This window comes from Sorangiineae bacterium MSr11367 (genome assembly GCA_037157805.1).
Lineage (GTDB): Bacteria > Myxococcota_A > Polyangia > Polyangiales > Polyangiaceae > Pendulispora > Pendulispora rubella.
Window position 1 is genome coordinate 12,109,884 of the sequence record CP089983.1, and the last position, 19,401, is coordinate 12,129,284.

Here is a 19,401-nt window from a genome sequence, read left to right on the forward strand (position 1 = left end):
GACGAGCCGGCGACGCGCCATGCAGGGGTGCGTCACGTCACCCCTTCGAGCGCGAGATCGACCTTTCGGTCGTCGTTTTTCCGCGGATTGTTAATATCTGTAAAGCCCGGACGCGCCAGCTCGTGCGCCAGTTGATCGAGTTCCGCACCGCCGGCCATGAGCCGCGTCAATTCTTCGCTCGAAATGTCGCCTTTGGCGAAGTCGCCCAAACTTTGACCTCGATTCAACACGAGGAATCGATCGCCAATCGGGTACGCGTGATGTGGATTGTGCGTGATGAAAATGACACCCAATCCCTTGTCACGCGCCTGCGCAATATAGCGTAGCACCACGCCGGCCTGCTTGACACCGAGGGCCGACGTGGGCTCGTCCAGAATGAGGAGCCGGGCGCCGAAGTACACGGCGCGCGCAATGGCCACCGACTGCCGCTCGCCGCCGGACAGCGTTCCCACGGGTTGATCGGGATCGCGCAGATCGATGCCCATGTCCTTGAGCTCGCGCCGCGCGATTTCACGGGCCTTGTCCACATCGAAGCGCTTGAAGGGCCCCCACCCTTTCGTGGGCTCGGAGCCGAGGAAAAAATTTCGCCAGATGGCCATCATGGGAATCATGGCCAGGTCTTGAAACACGGTGGCGATGCCCGCTTTGCGGGCGTCACGCGGGTTGGTGAAGCGCACCGGCTGCCCGTCGACGAAAAGGCCCCCTTCGTCGGGCACGTACACGCCGGACAGAATCTTGATGAACGTGGATTTTCCCGCGCCGTTGTCGCCCAGCACGCACGTGATCTCGCCCGCACGCACCGTGGTGGAGATGCCTTGCAGCGCGAGCACCGAGCCGAAGTACTTGCAGACGTTGCGAACTTCGAGAAGCGCTGCACCGTTGGCCGATTCGCTCATGGTTGGCTCCTACTTTCGTCCCTGCTCGGCGTAGTGACGCACGCCGTGGTTGGCCAGCACCGCCAAGAGAAGCATGGCGCCGAGGAAGAATTTGAACCAATCCGAGTCCCACCCCACGTACACGATGCCCTGCGACGTCATGCCGAAGATGAGCGCCCCGAGCGAGGCGCCCACCGCGGAGCCGAAGCCTCCGGTGAGGAGGCACCCGCCGATGACCGCGGCCACGATGTAAATGAGCTCGTCGCCGATGCCCTGGTTCGCCTGCACGGTGGTGAGGCGCAGCGCCACCATCGTGCCCACGAGCCACGCGGAGCCCGAGGTGGTCATGAACAGGGCAATCTTCGTCTTCGCCGCGGGCACGCCCACGTTGCGCGCCGAGCGGGCATCGCCGCCGACGGCGAAGATCCAGTTGCCCTGCCGGGTGCGCAGGAGCACGTACGTGGCCAGCACCGTGACGGCGATCCACCAGAGGATGGTGATGCGGAACTCCGCACCGGCGATGCTCACCGTCGAGGCGAAGAGCTGCTGCGCGAGGGGGTAGCCCTGGGTGCGCCCGATGCCCTCGATGAGTACCGTGTTGGTGAGCGCCTTGGTCACGCCCAAGTTGAGGCCCTGGAGCATGAGGAAGGTGCCGAGCGTGATGATGAAGCTCGGCAACCCCGTGCGCGTGGTGACGTAGCCATTGAGAAAGCCGATGCCCAGCGCGAGCCCGAGCGAGGCGAAGATGGCCAGCCACAGGTTCAAGCCATAGTGGCTCGAGAGGAGCCCGATGGTCAGACCCACGGTGCCGGTCATCACGCCCGACGAAAGATCGAACTCGCCACCGATCATCAGGAGCGCCACGGCGATGGCCATGATGCCCAAGGTCGACGCGGGATCGAGCCAATTGGCGATGCCCGCGGGCGCGCGAAACACCTCCGATTGCGAGGCAAAAAAGACGAAAATGATGACGGCACCGATGATCGCGCCGAGCTCCGGGCGTGCGAGAAGGCGGCGGGCAATCCCGACGTCGACGACGCGTTCATCCCTTCGTGCGGCGGTGGTGGTCATCGCGACTAGCGAGCTCCCTGCTGGATGTATTTCTGGACCAACTCCGCGTTGGCCTTGTCGATGAAGCCAGGCCCCGTGAGCACGGGCTGGCCGCCGCCGACGGTGGTGCCATTCGTGCGGTACAGATTGAGGAAGGTCACCGGCAGGTAACCTTGGAGGTACGGCTGCTGGTCGATGGCAAAGAAGATTTTGCCCGCGGAGATGTTCTGCAAAATGGTGGCATCGACGTCGAACGTGGCCAACGTCACCGTCGGCCGATTCGCCTGGGCGATGGCATTCACCGCCGCGCCGGCCACCGCGTTGTTCAGGGTGAGCGCGCCATCGATGGAGGGATCGCTCTGGAGCTTGGCGGCGATGGTGGACGTGGCGCTGGCGAGATCGCTCACCGACACCTGCAGGTTCACGACCTTGCCGCCTTCGAGCTTGCTTTTGGCGCCCGCGCAGCGCTCCTCGAGGCCGACGTTGCCCGCCTCGTGGATGACGCAGAGAACGTGTTTGAGGCCCTTCTTGGCCAGACGCGAACCCGCCGCTTCCCCGGCGACCTTTTCCGTCTGCCCGACGTGGGTCATGGCCCCGAGGTCGGCGGATTTTTCCGCGCCCGAGTTGATGGTGATGACCGGAATGCCCGCCTGCACCGCCTTCTGGATGGAGGGGCGCAGCGCCTCCGGGTTGGCCATCGACACGATGAGGCCATCCACCTTTTGGCTGACCGCCACGTCGATGAGCTGGGCCTGCTTCTGCGGATCGCCCGACCCTTGGTAGGTGACCTTGACGCCGAGGTCCTTGCCCGCTTGCTCCTCGCCGTTCTTCACGACGTCCCAAAACTTGTCGCCCGCGTTGGCGTGCGACACGAGCGCAAAGGTCAGATTCTTCGCGGCCTTCGCCGGCGTGGACTCGGCGGTGGTGCCCGTTGCACCTGTCGCACTGGGCCCCGTGCTCGCCGCGCCGGAGCCGCCCGCGGGGCTGCTTTCCTTGCTACAGCCCACGAGCGAAAGTTGAACCATCGCAAACATCGCAAAGAGCGTTTTCGTCGTAAGCATCGGGGATTTCCTCTCCTGGGATCACAAAAGGAACGTCAACTCGGTTTGGTATAAGTACGTTGTGCGGGCTTGGCCGCATCGTAAGCCTTGCGCGCCTCACGCGTCGTCTCCAAGGACGAGACTTCGGCGACGGGCACGTCCCACCATGCCTCGCTGTCCGGGGCGCCGAGCATGGGATCCGTCTCGACGTGGATGACGGTGGTATGCGCCGCGCCGCGCGCTCCAAGGAGCGCCGCGCGCAATTCGTCGATGGATCGCACGCGTTTCACGTCGGCCCCGAGGCTTGCCGCATTGGCGGCCAGGTCGACAGGGAGAACGTCGCCGTCGAGGCGCCCGCCGGAAGCGCGGTAGCGGTAGCGCGTGCCAAAACGCTGCGCGCCCACGGATTGCGAGAGGTTGCCGATGGACGCGTAGCCGTGATTTTGCACCAGCACGACAATGAGCTTGATGCCCTCTTGCACCGCGGTCACCAGCTCCTGCGACATCATGAGGTACGAGCCGTCGCCCACGAGGACGAACACGTCGCGATCGGGGCACGCCATCTTTGCGCCCAAGCCACCTGCGATTTCATAGCCCATACACGAATATCCGTACTCGACGTGATACCCTTTGGGGTCGCGTGTCCGCCACAATTTATGCAGATCGCCCGGCATCGACCCGGCCGCGCAGACCACCACGTCACGCGGCTGCGAGATCTCGTTGACGGCGCCAATGACCTCGGACTGCGCCGGCAGCGGGGTTGCCCCGCGTTTGTAAGCACGCTCTACCTTTGCATCCCAAGCGGTGGCCAACTCCGCGGCTTTTTCGCGGTACGAGGAGGCCACGTGCCAGCCGCCCAGGCCCGCCGCGAGGGCCTGCACACCTGCCCGCGCGTCGGCCACGAGGGAGACGCCCGCATGCTTGGCCGCGTCGAACGCGGCGATGTTCAGGTTGATGAACCGGACCTCGGGGTGCGCGAAGACTGTGCGCGACGCCGTGGTGAAGTCGCTCCAGCGCGTGCCGATGCCCAGCACCACGTCGGCCTCGCGTGCGAGCGCATTCGCCGCCGTGGTGCCGGTCGCACCGATGGCGCCCACCGCCTGCGGATGGTTGTACGCCAGCGCACCTTTGCCAGCCTGCGTCTCGGCAACGGGGATACCGGTCGCCTCGGCGAAGGCGCGGAGCGCCTCGGTGGCCTCGGAATAGATGACCCCGCCGCCCGCCACGATGAGCGGCCGCTGCGCGGAGCGAAGCAACTCGAGCGCCCGCGCGAGGGCCCCCGGCTCGGGGACCGGCCGGCCCACGTGCCAGATGCGCGGAGCGAACAGCTCGTCGGGCCAATCGTGGGCCTCCGCCTGCACGTCCTGCGGGAGCGCCAGGGTGACGGCGCCCGTCTCCGCGGGATCGGTGAGCACGCGCATGGCCGAGAGCAGCGCCGCGAGCAACTGCTCCGCGCGGTGCACGCGATCGAAATAGCGCGACACGGGGCGGAAGCAGTCGTTCACGGAGACGTCGCCGAAGCGCATGTCCTCGAGCTCCTGCAGCACCGGGTTGGCCACGCGCGTGGCGAAGGTGTCGCCGGGGAGCAAGAGCACCGGGATGCGGTTGATGGTCGCGAGCGCCGCACCGGTCACCATGTTGGTGGCGCCCGGCCCGATGGAGGTGGTGCATGCCAGGGCGCAGAGGCGGTTCTTCATGCGCGCATAGCCCACGGCCGCGTGCACCATCGCCTGCTCGTTGCGCGATTGGTAATAGCGAAAGCCCGAGTTCCCCTGGAGCTCCGCCTCGAGCAGCGCCTGCCCGAGGCCGGCGACGTTGCCGTGGCCGAAAATGCCGAAACACCCGGCAAACAGCGGTTGCTCGATGCCATCGCGCTCCGTGCGCTGCGCGATCAAGAAGCGCACGAGGGCCTGTCCTACCGTAAGCCTCGTCGTCATACGTTCCTCCGGTTGGGCGCCACCCGAGGGCGGGCCATCGGCAAGCGCGGATCGATCGCCTGATCGGTCCACGTGGTGCGCACCCATCCGTGCGCAGGGTCGTCGCAAATGCGCCAGGCGCGTTCGCCCGGCCCGGCCATCACGTTGAGGTAATACAGATCGTAGCCCGGTACGGCCATCGACGGGCCATGCCAGCCGTGGGGAATGAGCACCACGTCGCCGGAGCGCACCTCCGCGAGCACGTCGATGGGGCGCGCGTCGGTGCCGTAGACGCGCTGGTAGGCCATGCCACCGCGCACTTCGTAATAGTAAATCTCCTCGAGCTGCGTCTCCCCCTCACGGCACTCATCGTGCTTGTGCGGAGGGTACGACGACCAATTGCCCGCAGGCGTGAGCACCTCGCACGCGATCAATTTGTCGCACTCGAAGACACCGGGCGTGGCGAAGTTGTTCACCTGCCGGCTGCACGAACCGGCGCCGCGCAATTCCACCGGCACCGACTCCGCGGGGCCATAGCGCACCGGCAGCCGCCGCGCGCACCGGGCCGACGGTAACGCGAACCGCCCGCCCGCCGGCGACGTGACCGTGACCATCGCATCGCGCGGCACGTAGACGAAGTCGGTCACCTCGGTGAAGACGTCGCGACGGCCCCGAAGCTCGTGGTGTTCGCCCTCGCACTCCACGAGGCACGAGCCGGTGAGCGGCAGCACGATCATCTCTTCATCGCCCGTGGCGAAGGTCACGCGCTCGCCCGGTGCGAGGGTGAGCGCGCGCAGGGCCGACCACTCCCAGCCTGCGCGCTGCGGGGTCACGCACAGCGAGAACGGCCCCTCGCGGGTGCTGTCGGCGCGCAGATGCAAGTCGCTCATGTCGTCTCCTTCGGAAGCAACCCCGCCGCCGTATCCACCGCAGCCACCACGTCCCCATTCGGTGGATAGAGCAACGTGCGGCCCACGACCAGGCCGCGCACCGTCGGAAGGCGCAAGGCTTTGTGCCATCGTTCGAATGCCGCATCGGGATCGCCGCCGCCCTCCCCGCCCAGCAGCAGCGCGGGCAAGGTCGACGTGGCCATCACGCGCTCCATGTCATCCACCACGGGCACCTTGAGCCACGTGTACGCCGACGTGACGCCCAGGCCGGAAGCAATGGCCACCGCGCGGGTCATCGCCTCGGTCGACAGATCGTTCTTCACCTTGCCATCGACGCGGTGGCTGATGAATGGCTCCACCATGGCCATGACCTTGCGCTCGGCCAGGGCGTTCACCGCGCGGGCGCACGCTTCCAGGGTGACCACGCTCGCGGGGTCGGCGAGATCGATGCGCACGAGCATCTTTCCGCCGTCGAACCGCATGCGCGCGACGGTGTCGGCGTCGTAGCCCGTGAAGCGATCGTCGATCTCGAACGACGCGCCCACGAGGCCCCCGCGGTTCATCGAGCCGATGACCACCTTTTTCTCGAGCGCCCCCAGAAGCAACAGGTCCTCGAGGATGTCCGCCGTGCCCATGACGCCATCCACGCCCGGGCGCTCGAGCGCCACGCAGAGGCGCTCGAGCAACTCGAAGCGATTGGCCATGGCCAGCGGATCGCTGCCAACCCGCAACGCGCCGCGTGCGGGATGGTCCGCGGCGATGATGAACAGGCGTCCGCTCGCACCGAGCAGCGGGCGCTTTTCGCGCGCCGCCGCCAACTCCGCGATGCGCTCCGGACGCCGCGCGCGCGCCTCGAGCAGGGCGCCGACGTCAATGGCCATGCGAGGCCTCCGTTTCCACTTCCTCCGTGCTCGGCATCGCGCTCGAGCATGCGAGGCGCGACGCCACGATGGCCCCGGCCACGTTGGCGAAGCGCAGCACGCGTTCGAGCGGCCAGCCTGCGAGAAGGCCATGGCACAAGGCACCGCCGAAGCCATCGCCCGCACCGAGCCCGTTCACCACCTCCACGGGATGCGGAGGCACGAGGACCGTGTTCGCCCCATCGACCGCGAGCACGCCTTCGGGCCCCTGTTTGACCACGGCGAGGTCGACCCCGCGCGCCCGCAGCGCGGCCGCCGCGGCCTTGGGTTCCTTTTCGCCGACCGCCGTGTCGCACTCGTCCAAGTTGCCCACGGCGAGGGTCGCATGCGGCAAGGCCTCCTGCACCCAGCGCCGCGCTTCTTCGCGCGAAGGCCAGAACATGGGCCGGTAGTCGAGATCGAGCACCGTGATCCCGCGCCGGCCACGCGCCCGGAGCGCCGCGAGCGTCGCCGAGCGCGAAGGCTCCGTACAGAGCCCGGTGCCGGTGACCCAGAAGATGCGCGCCGCGCGGATGGCGTCGAGGTCGAGCTCGTGCTCGTGGATCTCCAGGTCCGGAGCCTTGGGAAAGCGGTAAAAATAGATGGGAAAATGATCCGGCGGGAAGATCTCGCAAAACGTCACCGGCGTCGGAAGATGGGGCACGCTGGTGACGAAGCGGTCGTCCACGCCGAACTCCCCGAGGGCGCGGTGCACGAAGCGCCCGAAGGGATCGTCGCCCGTACGTGTGATCACGGCCGCGCGGCGTCCATGCCGGCTCGCGGCCACGGCCACGTTGGTGGCACTGCCGCCGAGGTACTTGCCGAAGGTCTCCACGTCCTCCAGCTTTTTCCCCACCTCGAGCGGGTAAATGTCCACCCCCACGCGCCCCATCGTGAGCACGTCGTACGGCGCGGCCGACACGGGCGCGTCGCTCATCCGTCCAATCCTCGCAGGTACGCCACGCTGGCGAGAACGTCGGCCAAGGGACCTTGGCCCTCCGGCGCGCCGGTGAGGATCGTGTCCTGCTCCATCACGTACCACCCGGTGTAGCCCGCGCGCTCCAAGGTGCCCACGATGCCGGCCACGTCGACGTTCCCGCGTCCCAGCGGGCGGTACATCCCCGAACGCACAGCGTCCGTGTACGTGACCTCCCCTTGCTGCACGCGCTTGGCCCACGACGCATCGACGTCCTTCAAATGCATGTGGCGAATGCGGTCCGGCACTTCCCGCACCAGCGCCAGCGGATCGGTGCCGCCGATCATGAGATGCCCCGTGTCGACGCACAGCGGGACGCTCGAGCCCTCGAGCACGCGGCGCACTTCGTATTCGCGCTCCACCACGGTGCCCACGTGCGGGTGCAGCGTGAGCAAGATGCCCCGCGCCTTGGCCCGCGCCGAGAGCCGGTCGACGTTGTCGAACAGGGTATTCCACGCGCGGGCGTCCAACGTGGGACGCTCGTCGTACCCCTCTTCCCCGGTCACCGCCGCGAGCACGAGCACCCCGGCGCCGGCGGCGACGAAGCCATCGAGGGCGCGGTCCACCACCGGTGTGGGGTCGTGCGACGGATCGTGCAACACCGCCGGCACGAAGCCCCCGACCGCCGCCAGCCCATACGACGCGAGCGTGGAGGCCTTTTGCGCCGGATCGCTCGGGAGAAACTCGTCGGGCCCGAACTCCGTGGCCTTGAGCCCCGCGTCGCGCATCTCGGAGAGCACGCGCTCCGGCGTCAGTTGGTAACCCCAGCCCGGAACCTCACACACGCCCCACGAAATGGGCGCCCCTGCAATGCGATCGCTGATCATTGGGAAACCTCCGTCAACTTCACCGGGCGATGTTGATGCCGCGAAATCTCACATGCCTCCGCGATGAGCAGCGAGGAGAGCGCGTCCTCCACCGTGCAGGGGCTCTCCCTGCGCTTCGCAACCACGTCCACGAAGGCCTCCAGCTCGCGGACGTACGCGTCGTGGAAGCGATCCAAGAACAGCGGGTACGGCTGGCCGCTGGGGAACGTGATGCCTGGCTCCACGGAGCGCAAGGCGGTGCGGTTGTCGAGGCCCACGGCGATACTCGCCTTCGAGCCGAGCACCTCGAGCCGCACGTCGTGCCCGCCGGCGTTGTAGCGCGTGGCCGACACCAGGGCGATCGCCCCATCGTCCATGGTCAGCAGGGCGCCGTTCGTGTCCACGTCGCCCGCGTCGCGGAAGAACGACTCGCCGCGGTTTTGCCCGACGGCGTACACCTCGACGACCTCGCGCCCGGTGACCCAGCGCAGAATGTCGAAGTCGTGCACGCTGCAATCGCGAAAGAGGCCACCCGAGGTGGGGACGTAGTTCGCCGGCGGCGGCGACACGTCGAACGTGCACGCCCGCAGCGTGTGGACCCAGCCCAAATTGCCCTCTTGAATGGCCGCGCGGGCCGCCATGTAGCCCGCGTCGAAGCGGCGTTGAAAGCCGATGTGCACCGGGGCGCGCGCGCCCTGAATGCGCTGCAGCACTTGCCGCGTCTGCCCGGCATCGATGGCGACGGGCTTCTCGCAGAAGACCGGAAGACCGGCCTCCACGCCCTGAACGATGAGCGACGCATGGGCGTCCGTGGCGGTGCAGATCACCAGCGCATCGATGCGCGCGCTTCCCGAGAAAAGATCCTCGGGACGCTCGACCGCTTCTCCGCGCACAGTGGCCGCGACCTGCTTCGCCCGCGCCGCGTCGACGTCGGCCAGCACCAAGGTTTCCACCTCGGGAAGCTGCCGAAGGGTATTCGCATGAAAGGAGCCAATTCTGCCCACCCCCGCAAGACCGATCCGCATCGTGAAATCCTCTCCGAACGGCCGCGCCTTCGCGCCGTTCCAAAACCGCAAAGAGCCCACGAGATGGTCCGCCACGGCCCCCGCCGAGTCAATACTTTGTTAAGACATACTAACGTTAGGACGTCGTAATGTTATAATGGCATTACGCACTGCGTTGCAGGGCATTCCAAGGAGTCAACGTGGATATCGAGCTCGATCGCGGCAGTCCGGTGCCGCTCTACTTCCAGGTGGCGCGTCAAATCGAGCAGGCCATCGAGCGGGGCGAGCTCGTCCCTGGGAGCCGGCTGGAGAACGAGATCGAGTTGGCCGACCGCCTCGGCCTCTCGCGCCCGACCATGCGCCGCGCGATCCAGGAGCTGGTCAGCAAGGGGCTGCTCGTGCGCCGACGCGGCATCGGCACGCAAGTGGTGCACGGCCAGGTGAAGCGACGGGTGGAGCTCACGAGCCTGCACGACGACCTCACACGCGGAAACCAGCACCCCACGACGCGCGTCCTCGAGCACGAGGTGCTGCCGGCCTCCGACGACATCGCGGTGCACCTCGGCGTGCCGCCCGGTACACCGGTGGTGCGCCTCGTGCGCATCCGCTACGCGCAGGACGAGCCGCTGGCCATCATGCGCAACTGGCTCCCGGCGAGCCTTGCGTCGTTCAGCACCGCGGAGCTCGGGGAGCGTGGGCTCTACGCGCTGCTGCGCTCGACCGGGGTGCACATTCGCATTGCTTCGCAACGCATATGCGCACGCACGGCCAGCACGGAGGAAGCGCACCAACTCGGCATCAAACGCGGCGCGGCCGTGCTCACGATGGAGCGCACGGCCTATGGTGAATCCGGCAGCGCCGTGGAGTTCGGCGCGCACATTTATCGGTCGGACAATTATTCGTTCGAGATCACGTTGGTCGAGCGCTCATGAGGCGCGACGGCGCAGCCGCAGCTGAATGAGCTGCGTCCACACTTCGACCAGCGTGCGCGAGCGCCAGCGCTCCTCTTCGTAGAGGTCGGCCAGCTCGTCGACGCGGCCCGACTCGGCCTCGGCCACCGCCGCGTTGATCTTCGCCACGTATTGCTCGTTGAGCCACCGTGCTTCCGGACTCGTCTTGGACATGGCCGTTAATCTAAGGCCGATTTGACGCAGTGGAAGCCGCATTGCGTCAAATCACCGAAATGATGCATTCCGTACACATAGAGCCGAGCTCTACATGGGCGTACGGCCGCTAGAGCGCGAACCGCAGCGCGTGGCTCGCCAAGTCCGCCTGCCCATCGACGGCCGCATTGAGCGACGGCAGCCCCCACCGCTTCTCGATCAGCTTGAGGATGGCCGTCGTATCGTACGGCGTCGCATCGATCCCCGACGTGGCGAACGGCGAGATCACCAACGTCGGCACCCGCACACCGGGCCCCCACTTGTCGCGCGTGGGCGGCGGCACGTGGTCCCAGAAGCCACCGTTCTCGTCGTACGTGATGACGATGGCCGTATCCTTCCACGCCGGCCCGCCCATGATCGCCTGAATCAACTCGATGGTGTGCTGCTGGCCCGCCACCATGGTGGCATATTGCGGGTGCTCGTTGTTGATGCCCACCGGCTTCACGAAGGACACCGGCGGCAACGTTCCCGCCTTGGCCGCGGCCACGAAGTCGGATTCGTCTTTGAGGTGCCGCGCCTTGGCCTCCGTGCCATCGGCATAATTGGCAAAGTAGATGAACGGCTGATGGTGGTACTGATACTGCAACGTCGGATCGATGGTCCCCGCCAGCGCATCGTTCCAACCACCCGCGTACCACGCCCAATCGACGCCGGCGGCGGTCAACTGGTCGCCGATGGTGGGAAACGTCTGATTCGGCAAATAGCGTGTTTTGGTGTCGTCGATCGTCGGGTGCGGCTGGTTCACCGAGTAAATCGTATTGATGGCATATCCATCGGGCGTCAGCGCGCGGTCCGCGTCGGGTTTGACGTTCCCCTGCGCATCGAGCTGCGATTTCATGAAATCGGGCGCATCGAAAAACTCGGGCGTGCGCGCGGCAATGAGCCACATGTGGTTCAAGAACGATCCGCCGAACGCCGCGTGAAAGAAATGATCGCAAACGGTAACTTTGCCGCCGATGCTCTGGGCAAACTTCACCATCGGCAGCGACGCCGTGGGGTAATACCCGAGGGCGAGTCCCTTGCTGTAATTGATATCGACGAATCGATCCATCTTGCCGCCATGGATCTGCGTCTGCTCTTGATAGTACCGATGCTGCACATCGACCGTCTTCTGGTCCTCGGGCACGTACGGCGTAAGATCGAAAGGCTGGTTCGCCAGCTTGCCATCGGGGATGTGCGGATCCGTTTGCGGCAACGTGGCATACGGTTGATTCGTCGACGAATCGATCTGCGGAATCCCAACTTGGGAAGCCGCCAGCCCTTCCGCGCCCGGGTAGCTGCCATACAGATTGTCGAAGCTGTGGTTCTCCAAATAGATGACCACCACATGCCCCAACGCCGAGAGCGACGGCCGCCCCGGCGCGCCAGCCTCCCCTCGGGGGACATCGGCATCGTCCTTCGCATCCGCGGCCGCGTCGGAGGACGGCGCGTCGACGGCGGCATCCGCAGCCGTGGCATCCTTCCCCGCGTCCGAGACAATGGGCACGATCGTATCGTCGGAGCCACATGCTCCGAGGGTCATCGCCGCCATCGCGATGGAGGCACCACCAAAAGAGAACATCGAGCGCAGCATTCGCATGATGGCGCCGACGCTAACCAACGTCGCGCACCCGTTGCCGTGACAGTTCGATGGCGAACCTTGCACGCCGTGGTGAAATCACGGCCATTTCGGATCAGGCCAGAGATTAACTCTCGTTTACCTTATCGCGCGCGCGATTCCCGTTTTCTCGCCGCGCGGAGCGTCCGCGTACACATGGCTGCTCGGGGCGAGCACGGTATCGCGCCCGCGCGCGAAGGTCTGCTCGCGCACGATGGCGTGGTACGCGCGATTCAAATCGAGCGCACGTGCAGCACTGGGAAGAAGCAACGTCGATATGTCCTTGTGAAGGAGCGCAACCTCGTTCGGGCGCAGGTTGCCCCGCGCATCGAAGAAGCGATCCATCACTTCGCGGTTTTCTCGGAGCTCGTCCCCCGCACCGTTCTCTCGAAGGTACTGGGTATATTCGTATTGGCCATCTCGGGTGCGCGGCTCCGGCATTCCATGCAGGTCGTGCTGCGTCCAATGGTAATAGCCGCGCTTTCGTGGAAAGGAAAAGATGCTATCCGTCGTTCGCCCGATTTCGCCGTGGCAGCCGGCGCAATAGACGGTCTCCTCGTACGATTGCGGCCGGAGCGCGCCATCGGCCGCTTCGATGAAGCCCTGAAAGAGCCAGCCCTGATTGTTGTAGATGCCACGGTCGATTTGCCAGAGTACCGGCAAGGCTCCATCGGCCGACTCGGCCTGTTCCACGATTTCCGACGCGGCGTGTTTGCGCAGATCGTCGACGCTGTACCAGCGGACCTTTTTGGCATAACGCAATTCCTTCATACGCGGCGCCATGACCACACCACCATGGGGCTCGACATCGAGGTAGCGCACGCTGTGCAGAAACTCGGTTCCCAATGGGAATAGCCCGGGCACGATGGGGAATCGACCCGGCTCCGCCTGGCTGGCCCGCCCCGCCCAATGCATGCGGGCCTTGTCGAAGGTCACGCGTGTGGCTCGCCCCAGCTTGCCGTCGAGATCCAGGTCCACGCCGATGATGTTTTCGTCGACGGGCTCGATGGCCACGTCGGCGCGCGCAACGAGGGCCGAGACGATGGCGAGATTGATTTCGTAAATGCGTTGATCCGGATGGCCATCGCGATCTTCGCGAAGCATGGGATCCAATCGAACGAGTACGTCGTCGAAGGATCCATTGGTCGGGAAAAAGGTTCCCAAGAAGGGCGCATACGCGAATGCGCGCCACCCCGTGGGCGTACCGTCCGGCCGATGGTCGTAGCCGCGATTATCGAAGGAGAACCACGCATCGGGGATGTAGCCATCCCATTTGCCGTCCTCGGAGCCGTCCCATTCCTTGGGAAGCGCGGACAAGGTTCGGGCGAGGGCTATCTTGCCTTCGGCATCGAAGTAATTGCGCTGACGGACGTACGCCAGGACGTCTTCATCGCGTTCACGCGGGGCGCGCGCGACGGGTGGGTCGAACAGATTCGACCAATGGTTCTTCGCCGCCAACGGGTGAAAGGACCATTGCAATTGCAGGTCCGCATCCTCGACGAAGTTTGGAGGATCCGAGTGAATGTGGCACGCGTAGCACGGGTTGTTCGCCTTCCCCGCACCGTCGCGCGTCTTCGTATAACACTGCGCCGGAATGTACGCGTACCGATTGCCGAGAACGCGATCGGTCATGCCTCCCGGAATGGGAGGGGCACTCGCCATCTCCGGTGCCGAGACGACGGGCTGCGCACTCGCGTCCAACGTCGGCTCGGTGTGCCTGTGGCAACCGAGAACGGCCACAGGCAACAACAGCGAGGCGAGGGAGATCAGCTCCCTCCCGCCCCGGGGGAGGGTTGGGGAGGAGGGGTGTAGCTTCACAGCGGAATGTTCGTATGCTTCTTCGGCGGGTTCGTATCCCGCTTGTCCTTGAGCAACTCGAGCGCGCGATGCAGCCGCTGGCGCAAGGTGCGGGGGTAGATCACTTCATCGATGAACCCGAGTTCGGCCGCCTTGTACGGATTGGCGAATTTCTCTTTGTAATCGAGCACGAAGTCGGCGCGCGCCTTTGCCGGATCGGCTGCCTTGGCAATCTCGTTCCGGCGCACGATGTTGACCGCGCCGTCCGGCCCCATCACGGCAATCTCCGCCGTCGGGAATGCCAAGTTCACGTCCGCGCGAATATGCTTCGACGCCATGACGTCGTATGCGCCGCCGTAGGCCTTGCGCAGAATGACGGTCACCTTGGGAACGGTGGCCTCGGCAAAGGCAAATAGCAACTTGGCGCCATGCTTGATGATCCCGCCGTACTCCTGATCCGTTCCCGGCAAGAACCCAGGCACGTCGACGAAGGTCACCAGCGGGATATTGAAACAATCGCAGAACCGCACGAAGCGCGCGGCCTTCATCGAAGCATCGATGTCCAGCACGCCCGCGAGCACCTGCGGCTGATTGGCCACCACGCCCACCACCCGCCCGCCGATTCGGGCAAATCCCACCACGATGTTCGCCGCGTACTCGGCGGCAATCTCGAACAGGTTGCCATCGTCCACCACGCGCGCGACGACTTCCTTCACGTCGTACGGCTTGTTCGATTCGACGGGAATCATCGTATCCAGCTCGGGCACCTCGCGCAGCGGCGGGTCCTGCGTGGGCCGGAACGGCGCGTCTTCCTGATTGTTCGACGGCAAGAACGACAAGAGCTCGCGAACCTGCGCAATGCACGTTTGGTCGTCGGGCGACGTCAAATGGCAAACACCGCTCTTGGTCGCGTGCGTGTGCGCGCCGCCGAGATCTTCCTTGGTCACGTCCTCGTGGGTCACCGTCTTGATGACGTCCGGGCCCGTGATGAACATGTAGCTCGTGCCCTCGACCATCAGAATGAAGTCGGTAATGGCCGGCGAGTACACCGCACCGCCGGCACAGGGCCCCATGATGGCGCTGATCTGCGGCACCACCCCGCTGGCCAGCGTGTTGCGCAGAAAGATGTCCGCGTAGCCCGCGAGCGACTCCACGCCTTCCTGAATGCGCGCGCCACCCGAGTCGTTCAACCCGATGACCGGAGCCCCGACCTTGAGGGCCATGTCCATGACCTTGCAGATCTTCTGCGCATAGGCACCGCTGAGCGAGCCGCCGAACACGGTGAAGTCCTGCGCAAACACGAAGATCTTGCGGCCGTCGACGGTGCCGTACCCCGTCACCACGCCGTCACCGAGCACCTTTTGGTTCTCCATGCCGAAATCGGTGGCCCGATGCATGACGAAGCGCCCGATTTCCACGAAGGAGCCGGGGTCGAGAAGGAGGTCGATGCGCTCGCGGGCGGTCAGCTTTCCGCCTTCGTGCTGCTTCTTGATGCGCTCGACGCCGCCGCCGACCAGCGCCTTCTCGTTCAGTTCGTCGAGTCGTTTGAGATGGGGGGGAAGATTCTCCTGGCTGGCCATGGCCTCCCAAATACCACGATGTCGATCCGCAGCGTGACCTTGCCTTCGCGCGGCACCTGGGGGAACGTCGCCGTATGCCGGATCTCATCTTGATTCGCCACGGCGAGACCGAATGGACCCTCTCGGGACGTCACACCGGACGCACCGACATCGCCCTCACCCCGCGCGGGGAAGAGCAGGCGCGTTCGCTCGCGCCCTGGATTTCGCGCCGGACCATCGCCCACGCCTTCGTAAGCCCGCTCGGCCGCGCGCGAAAAACCGCGGAGCTCGCAGGGCTGCCGACGACGGGCAGCGCCTTCGCGCTCGAGCCGGATCTCCAGGAGTGGGATTACGGCGCCTACGAGGGCCGCACCCGGCAGCAGATCCACGAGGAGCGCCCCACCTGGGACCTCTGGCACGACGGCGTGCCGCCGGGCACCGGCGCGCACCCCGGGGAAGCCATCGCGCAGGTCGCCGCCCGGCTCGACGGCGTCCTCGTGAAAGTGCGCGCCATCCTCGCGGAAAACCGTGGCGACGTCGTGGCCGTCGCCCATGGCCACTCGCTTCGCACGCTGGCGGCGCGCTGGCTCGAGCAGCCGCCACAATTCGGCGCGCGGCTGCGACTGGAGCCCGCCCACTTTTGCATCCTCGGCTTCGAGCACGCGCTGCCGGTGATCCGTCACTGGAACTTCGGCCCCGGCGAGTGACCTCTACACGGGCGGATCGACGTAGTCGACGAGCTCCCCGCGGAAGGTCCGCAGGGTCGTGCGCCCTTCACCCTGCGCGACCACGTAATTCGGAAGCAGCGGCACCTTGCCCTTGCCCTCCGGCGTGTCGCAAATGAACTTCGGCAGCGCGATCCCGGTGAGGCGGCCCTGCAGCGCCCCCATGATCTCCAGGCCGCGCGAAAGCGGCGTGCGCAGATGGCCCGTGCCGCGCACCGGATCGGTTTGCAGCAGGTAATACGGCCGCACACGCGCGCGCACGAGGCCGCGGAACAGTTGCTCCAGGGTCGCGGCGTCGTCGTTGATGCCGCGCAGGAGCACGGTCTGGTTCATCACCGGAAAGCCCGCATCCGCGAGGCGCGTGCACGCGGCCAGCGAAGCGCGGGTCAGTTCCTTGGGGTGATTGAAGTGCGTCATCACCCACAGCGGGTGGAACGGCCTGAGCGCGCGCAGCAGCTCACCGGTGATGCGCATGGGCAAGGTCACCGGCACGCGCGTGGCGAGGCGGATCGTGTCCACCGTCGGAATGGCCCGCACCGCACCGACCAAGCGCGCAATGCGCTCGGTGCCCATGGCCAACGGATCGCCGCCGCTCACGATGACGTCGCGGATTTCGGGGTGCGCGCGCACGTACGCCAGCGCGCCCGCGAGCCGCTCGTCGGGCATCGCCCCCCCGCCGTTGCCGACCATGCGCGAGCGCGTGCAAAAGCGGCAATACACGGCGCACCGATCCGTCGCCAGGAGCAGAACGCGATCGGGGTAACGCTGCACCAAGCCGGGGGCCACCTCGTGCGCGACCTCGCCCAAGGGATCGACCAAGTCGCCCGGGATGCTCTCGCCTTCGCGCGCGTCGGGCACGCACTGCTTGCGGATCGCGCACTCGGGATCGTCGCGATCGCACAACCCGAGGTAGTACGGCGTCACGCTGATGGGGAACCCCGCACCTTCCGCACGACGCGCACCCTCCAGCTCGCGCTCGGTCAAGCGAAGTGCGCCCGCGAGGCCCGACGACGACGTCACGGCATGGCGAATCTGCCAGCGCCAATCCTGGGGACGCCGGCGCTCCTTGAGGGGCTTGGGCCGGGGGTTCAACGTGATGAGCGGTGCGGCGGCCATGATCAGTTCCGTTTGGCGGCATCCATGCCGACGTTGACCAGCGCGGCCTCGTCGATTTGGACCGGGTACTGCGTTCGAAGCGCAGCGAGGAGCTCGTCCTCCTTCGCGCGCATTTTGTCCTGCGAAAGCTTGATGCGGATGGTGCGCTCGGCCTCGGCGTACGTGCGCTCGCGCGCATCGGCCTTTTGCGTGAGGCGCACGAGGTAGCTCTTTCCCCCGGCCACGACAACGGGCTTCGGGTGGACCTCGCCGACCTTGCCGATGGCGAACAACGCCGCGCGCACCTCCTCGGGGATGCGCGCATTCTCCCCGCGCGGATCCCCCGGCGGGCTCACCATCCCGAGATCGCCCGCGAGATCGACGGGCATGTTGGCCTTGGCCGACGGATCGATCGACTTCTTGCGCACCAACTCGCCCCACTCCGCGGCCGTCGCCCTCTTCGCCGCATCCAGCAGCGCCCGCGCGCTCGCCTCGTCCCGCAGCGCGATGACCGACACGCGACGCCGCTCCGGATCCTTGTAATCGCCGCGGTGCGCGTCGAAGTACGCCCGCACCTCGGGCTCGGGCACCTCGTTCGGCGTAGGCCCACTCTGCCGCGCCTGCGCGGTCAGCGCCTCGCGCAAGATGGCGCGCCGCTCGCCCGCGGCGGCGGGATCTTTGTCGTAGCCTTTCGCCGTCGCTTCGTCGGCGAGCAGCTCGACGCGGATCATCTCCTCGAGCAGCTCCTTGCGCCGTTCGGGCGACTGGTAACGCAGTCGATCGAACTGGTCCATCTGCTCCAAGGTGGCCGCGAAATCGCCGAGCGTGATGCTCTTTTTGCCGACCTTCACGAGCACCTGCGCGGCTTCCTCCGGGGTGAGGCTCGTTGCGCTGCGGGGCGTGGCGGCGGCATCGCCCGCGTCCACGTCGCGTGCTTTGTGGCCACAGGCCGCCGCGGCAGCCAGCACGACCGTGAGCAAAATGATACGCAAACGAGGGTTTTCCACCGGGAAAGGTGGATTACCAGGGTCAGTTGGGCTTTGCCACCGTTGCGCGGAATGCACACGCCAGGTAGAGGTCGTCCCCCATGGCGCCACCGACTCGATCTCTCACCGACGACCGCGACGATCGCACCATCCCGCCGGCTCCGAGTCATCCAGCCCTCAAGTACCACCGCATCGTGCTCAAATTGAGCGGCGAAGCGCTCTCTGGTGCCGATGGCGGCTTCGGCATTCAGCCGGACATGCTGGGCAACCTCGCCGCCGAATTGGCGGAGGTTCACGCCCTGGGTGTGCAGGTCTCCATCGTGGTCGGCGGCGGAAACATCTTCCGCGGCCTCAAAGGCTCCGCCGCCGGCATGGACCGCGCGCAGAGCGACTACATGGGCATGCTCGCCACGGTCATCAACGCGCTGGCGATGCAGGACGCGCTCGAAAAGGCCAACGTCCCCACCCGCGTTCAGACCGCGATCCCCATCAGCCAGGTCGCCGAGCCGTACATCCGCCGGCGCGCCATCCGGCACCTGGAAAAGGGCCGCGTGGTCATCTTCGCCGGCGGCACCGGAAACCCCTACTTTTCCACGGATACGGCCGCCGCCTTGCGCGCCATGGAAATCCACGCCGACGCACTCTTCAAGGCCACCAAGGTCGAGGGCGTCTACGACCGCGACCCCGCTCGCTTCCCGGATGCCGAGATGGTCACGAAGATGAGTTTCGACCGATTTCTCACCGAGCGCATCGGCGTGATGGATTCCACCGCCGCTACACTTTGCCGGGACAACGGCCTCACCATCCGCGTTTTCAAGATGGCTACCCGCGGTAACATCAAGCGCGTCGTGTTTGGCGATCCCATCGGTACGATCGTCGAAGCTTGAGGCAATCAGAAAGTCGCAACGTTCGCCGCACTCAGGTCGAGATTCCGTAAATGCGGGGACGGTGGAGTTCGCCCCGCTTCTTACTGGAAAGGACGCGGCAGCATGGCAACCTCCATCGTTCACTTGCTCGGATCCA

The 19,401-nt window shown here is 66.1% G+C and carries 18 protein-coding genes; 3 read left to right on the forward strand and 15 right to left on the reverse strand.

All coding sequences use genetic code 11. From position 1 onward, the window contains the following. Positions 1–32: 32 nt before the first annotated feature. From LVJ94_46940 to LVJ94_46980, 9 genes are read right to left on the reverse strand one after another with little or no spacing between them, the layout of a single operon-like run. Positions 33–896 carry an ATP-binding cassette domain-containing protein gene (locus tag LVJ94_46940; protein WXB04428.1) on the reverse strand — a complete coding sequence of 288 codons (864 nt, stop codon included), beginning with the start codon at positions 894–896 and terminating at the stop codon, positions 33–35. Positions 897–905: 9 nt separating this feature from the next. Next, complete coding sequence (locus LVJ94_46945; protein WXB04429.1) at positions 906–1,946, reverse strand: ABC transporter permease; 1,041 nt, start codon at positions 1,944–1,946, stop codon at positions 906–908. 5 nt (positions 1,947–1,951) lie between these two features. After that, positions 1,952–2,986: a sugar ABC transporter substrate-binding protein gene (locus LVJ94_46950; protein WXB04430.1), complete on the reverse strand. Its 1,035-nt coding sequence runs from the start codon at positions 2,984–2,986 to the stop codon at positions 1,952–1,954. A 35-nt stretch (positions 2,987–3,021) separates the two neighbouring features. Further along, positions 3,022–4,902 (reverse strand): 3D-(3,5/4)-trihydroxycyclohexane-1,2-dione acylhydrolase (decyclizing), encoded by a 1,881-nt coding sequence (gene iolD / locus LVJ94_46955; protein ID WXB04431.1) that lies wholly within the window; start codon positions 4,900–4,902, stop codon positions 3,022–3,024. Further along, positions 4,899–5,771 carry a 5-deoxy-glucuronate isomerase gene (gene iolB / locus LVJ94_46960; protein ID WXB04432.1) on the reverse strand — a complete coding sequence of 291 codons (873 nt, stop codon included), beginning with the start codon at positions 5,769–5,771 and terminating at the stop codon, positions 4,899–4,901. Before iolB ends, iolD begins: the two co-directional genes overlap by 4 nt. Next, entirely contained in the window at positions 5,768–6,652 is an 885-nt protein-coding gene (locus LVJ94_46965; protein ID WXB04433.1) for a deoxyribose-phosphate aldolase, read from the reverse strand. The genes iolB and LVJ94_46965 overlap by 4 nt, the downstream gene beginning before the upstream one ends. After that, positions 6,642–7,607, reverse strand: a complete 966-nt coding sequence (gene iolC / locus LVJ94_46970) for a 5-dehydro-2-deoxygluconokinase (protein ID WXB04434.1) — start codon at positions 7,605–7,607, stop codon at positions 6,642–6,644. Before iolC ends, LVJ94_46965 begins: the two co-directional genes overlap by 11 nt. Next, on the reverse strand, positions 7,604–8,473 hold the full coding sequence (locus LVJ94_46975) for a sugar phosphate isomerase/epimerase (GenBank protein ID WXB04435.1): 870 nt from the start codon (positions 8,471–8,473) through the stop codon (positions 7,604–7,606). Before LVJ94_46975 ends, iolC begins: the two co-directional genes overlap by 4 nt. Continuing rightward, positions 8,470–9,477 (reverse strand): Gfo/Idh/MocA family oxidoreductase, encoded by a 1,008-nt coding sequence (locus LVJ94_46980; GenBank protein ID WXB04436.1) that lies wholly within the window; start codon positions 9,475–9,477, stop codon positions 8,470–8,472. The genes LVJ94_46975 and LVJ94_46980 overlap by 4 nt, the downstream gene beginning before the upstream one ends. Positions 9,478–9,626: 149 nt before the next feature. Between LVJ94_46980 and LVJ94_46985 the strand changes: the two genes are divergently transcribed. Continuing rightward, positions 9,627–10,388 carry a GntR family transcriptional regulator gene (locus LVJ94_46985; GenBank protein WXB10811.1) on the forward strand — a complete coding sequence of 254 codons (762 nt, stop codon included), beginning with the start codon at positions 9,627–9,629 and terminating at the stop codon, positions 10,386–10,388. Here the strand turns inward: LVJ94_46985 and LVJ94_46990 are convergent. From LVJ94_46990 to LVJ94_47005, 4 genes are all read right to left on the reverse strand, one after another. Next, complete coding sequence (locus LVJ94_46990; protein ID WXB04437.1) at positions 10,383–10,580, reverse strand: hypothetical protein; 198 nt, start codon at positions 10,578–10,580, stop codon at positions 10,383–10,385. The two genes, LVJ94_46985 and LVJ94_46990, sit on opposite strands and share 6 nt — an antisense overlap. A gap of 109 nt (positions 10,581–10,689) precedes the next feature. Beyond that, positions 10,690–12,198: a hypothetical protein gene (locus LVJ94_46995; protein ID WXB04438.1), complete on the reverse strand. Its 1,509-nt coding sequence runs from the start codon at positions 12,196–12,198 to the stop codon at positions 10,690–10,692. Between the two features lie 117 nt (positions 12,199–12,315). Then, the gene (locus tag LVJ94_47000; protein WXB04439.1) at positions 12,316–14,034 is read right to left on the reverse strand and encodes a hypothetical protein; all 1,719 of its coding nucleotides are present in this window, start codon (positions 14,032–14,034) and stop codon (positions 12,316–12,318) included. Beyond that, a complete protein-coding gene (locus tag LVJ94_47005; protein WXB04440.1) occupies positions 14,031–15,593 on the reverse strand; it encodes an acyl-CoA carboxylase subunit beta in 1,563 nt (520 codons plus the stop codon). Before LVJ94_47005 ends, LVJ94_47000 begins: the two co-directional genes overlap by 4 nt. Positions 15,594–15,667: 74 nt before the next feature. Between LVJ94_47005 and LVJ94_47010 the strand changes: the two genes are divergently transcribed. Beyond that, positions 15,668–16,279 (forward strand): histidine phosphatase family protein, encoded by a 612-nt coding sequence (locus LVJ94_47010; protein WXB04441.1) that lies wholly within the window; start codon positions 15,668–15,670, stop codon positions 16,277–16,279. A 3-nt stretch (positions 16,280–16,282) separates the two neighbouring features. On the opposite strand, the gene LVJ94_47015 is transcribed toward LVJ94_47010, so the two are convergent. Together LVJ94_47015 and LVJ94_47020 are read right to left on the reverse strand one after the other, a co-directional pair. Next, positions 16,283–17,413 carry a KamA family radical SAM protein gene (locus LVJ94_47015; GenBank protein WXB04442.1) on the reverse strand — a complete coding sequence of 377 codons (1,131 nt, stop codon included), beginning with the start codon at positions 17,411–17,413 and terminating at the stop codon, positions 16,283–16,285. 2 nt (positions 17,414–17,415) lie between these two features. Continuing rightward, complete coding sequence (locus LVJ94_47020; protein WXB04443.1) at positions 17,416–18,384, reverse strand: peptidyl-prolyl cis-trans isomerase; 969 nt, start codon at positions 18,382–18,384, stop codon at positions 17,416–17,418. A 95-nt stretch (positions 18,385–18,479) separates the two neighbouring features. On the opposite strand from LVJ94_47020, the gene pyrH reads away from it, so the two are divergent. After that, a complete protein-coding gene (pyrH, locus tag LVJ94_47025; protein ID WXB04444.1) occupies positions 18,480–19,265 on the forward strand; it encodes a UMP kinase in 786 nt (261 codons plus the stop codon). Positions 19,266–19,401 lie beyond the last annotated feature (136 nt).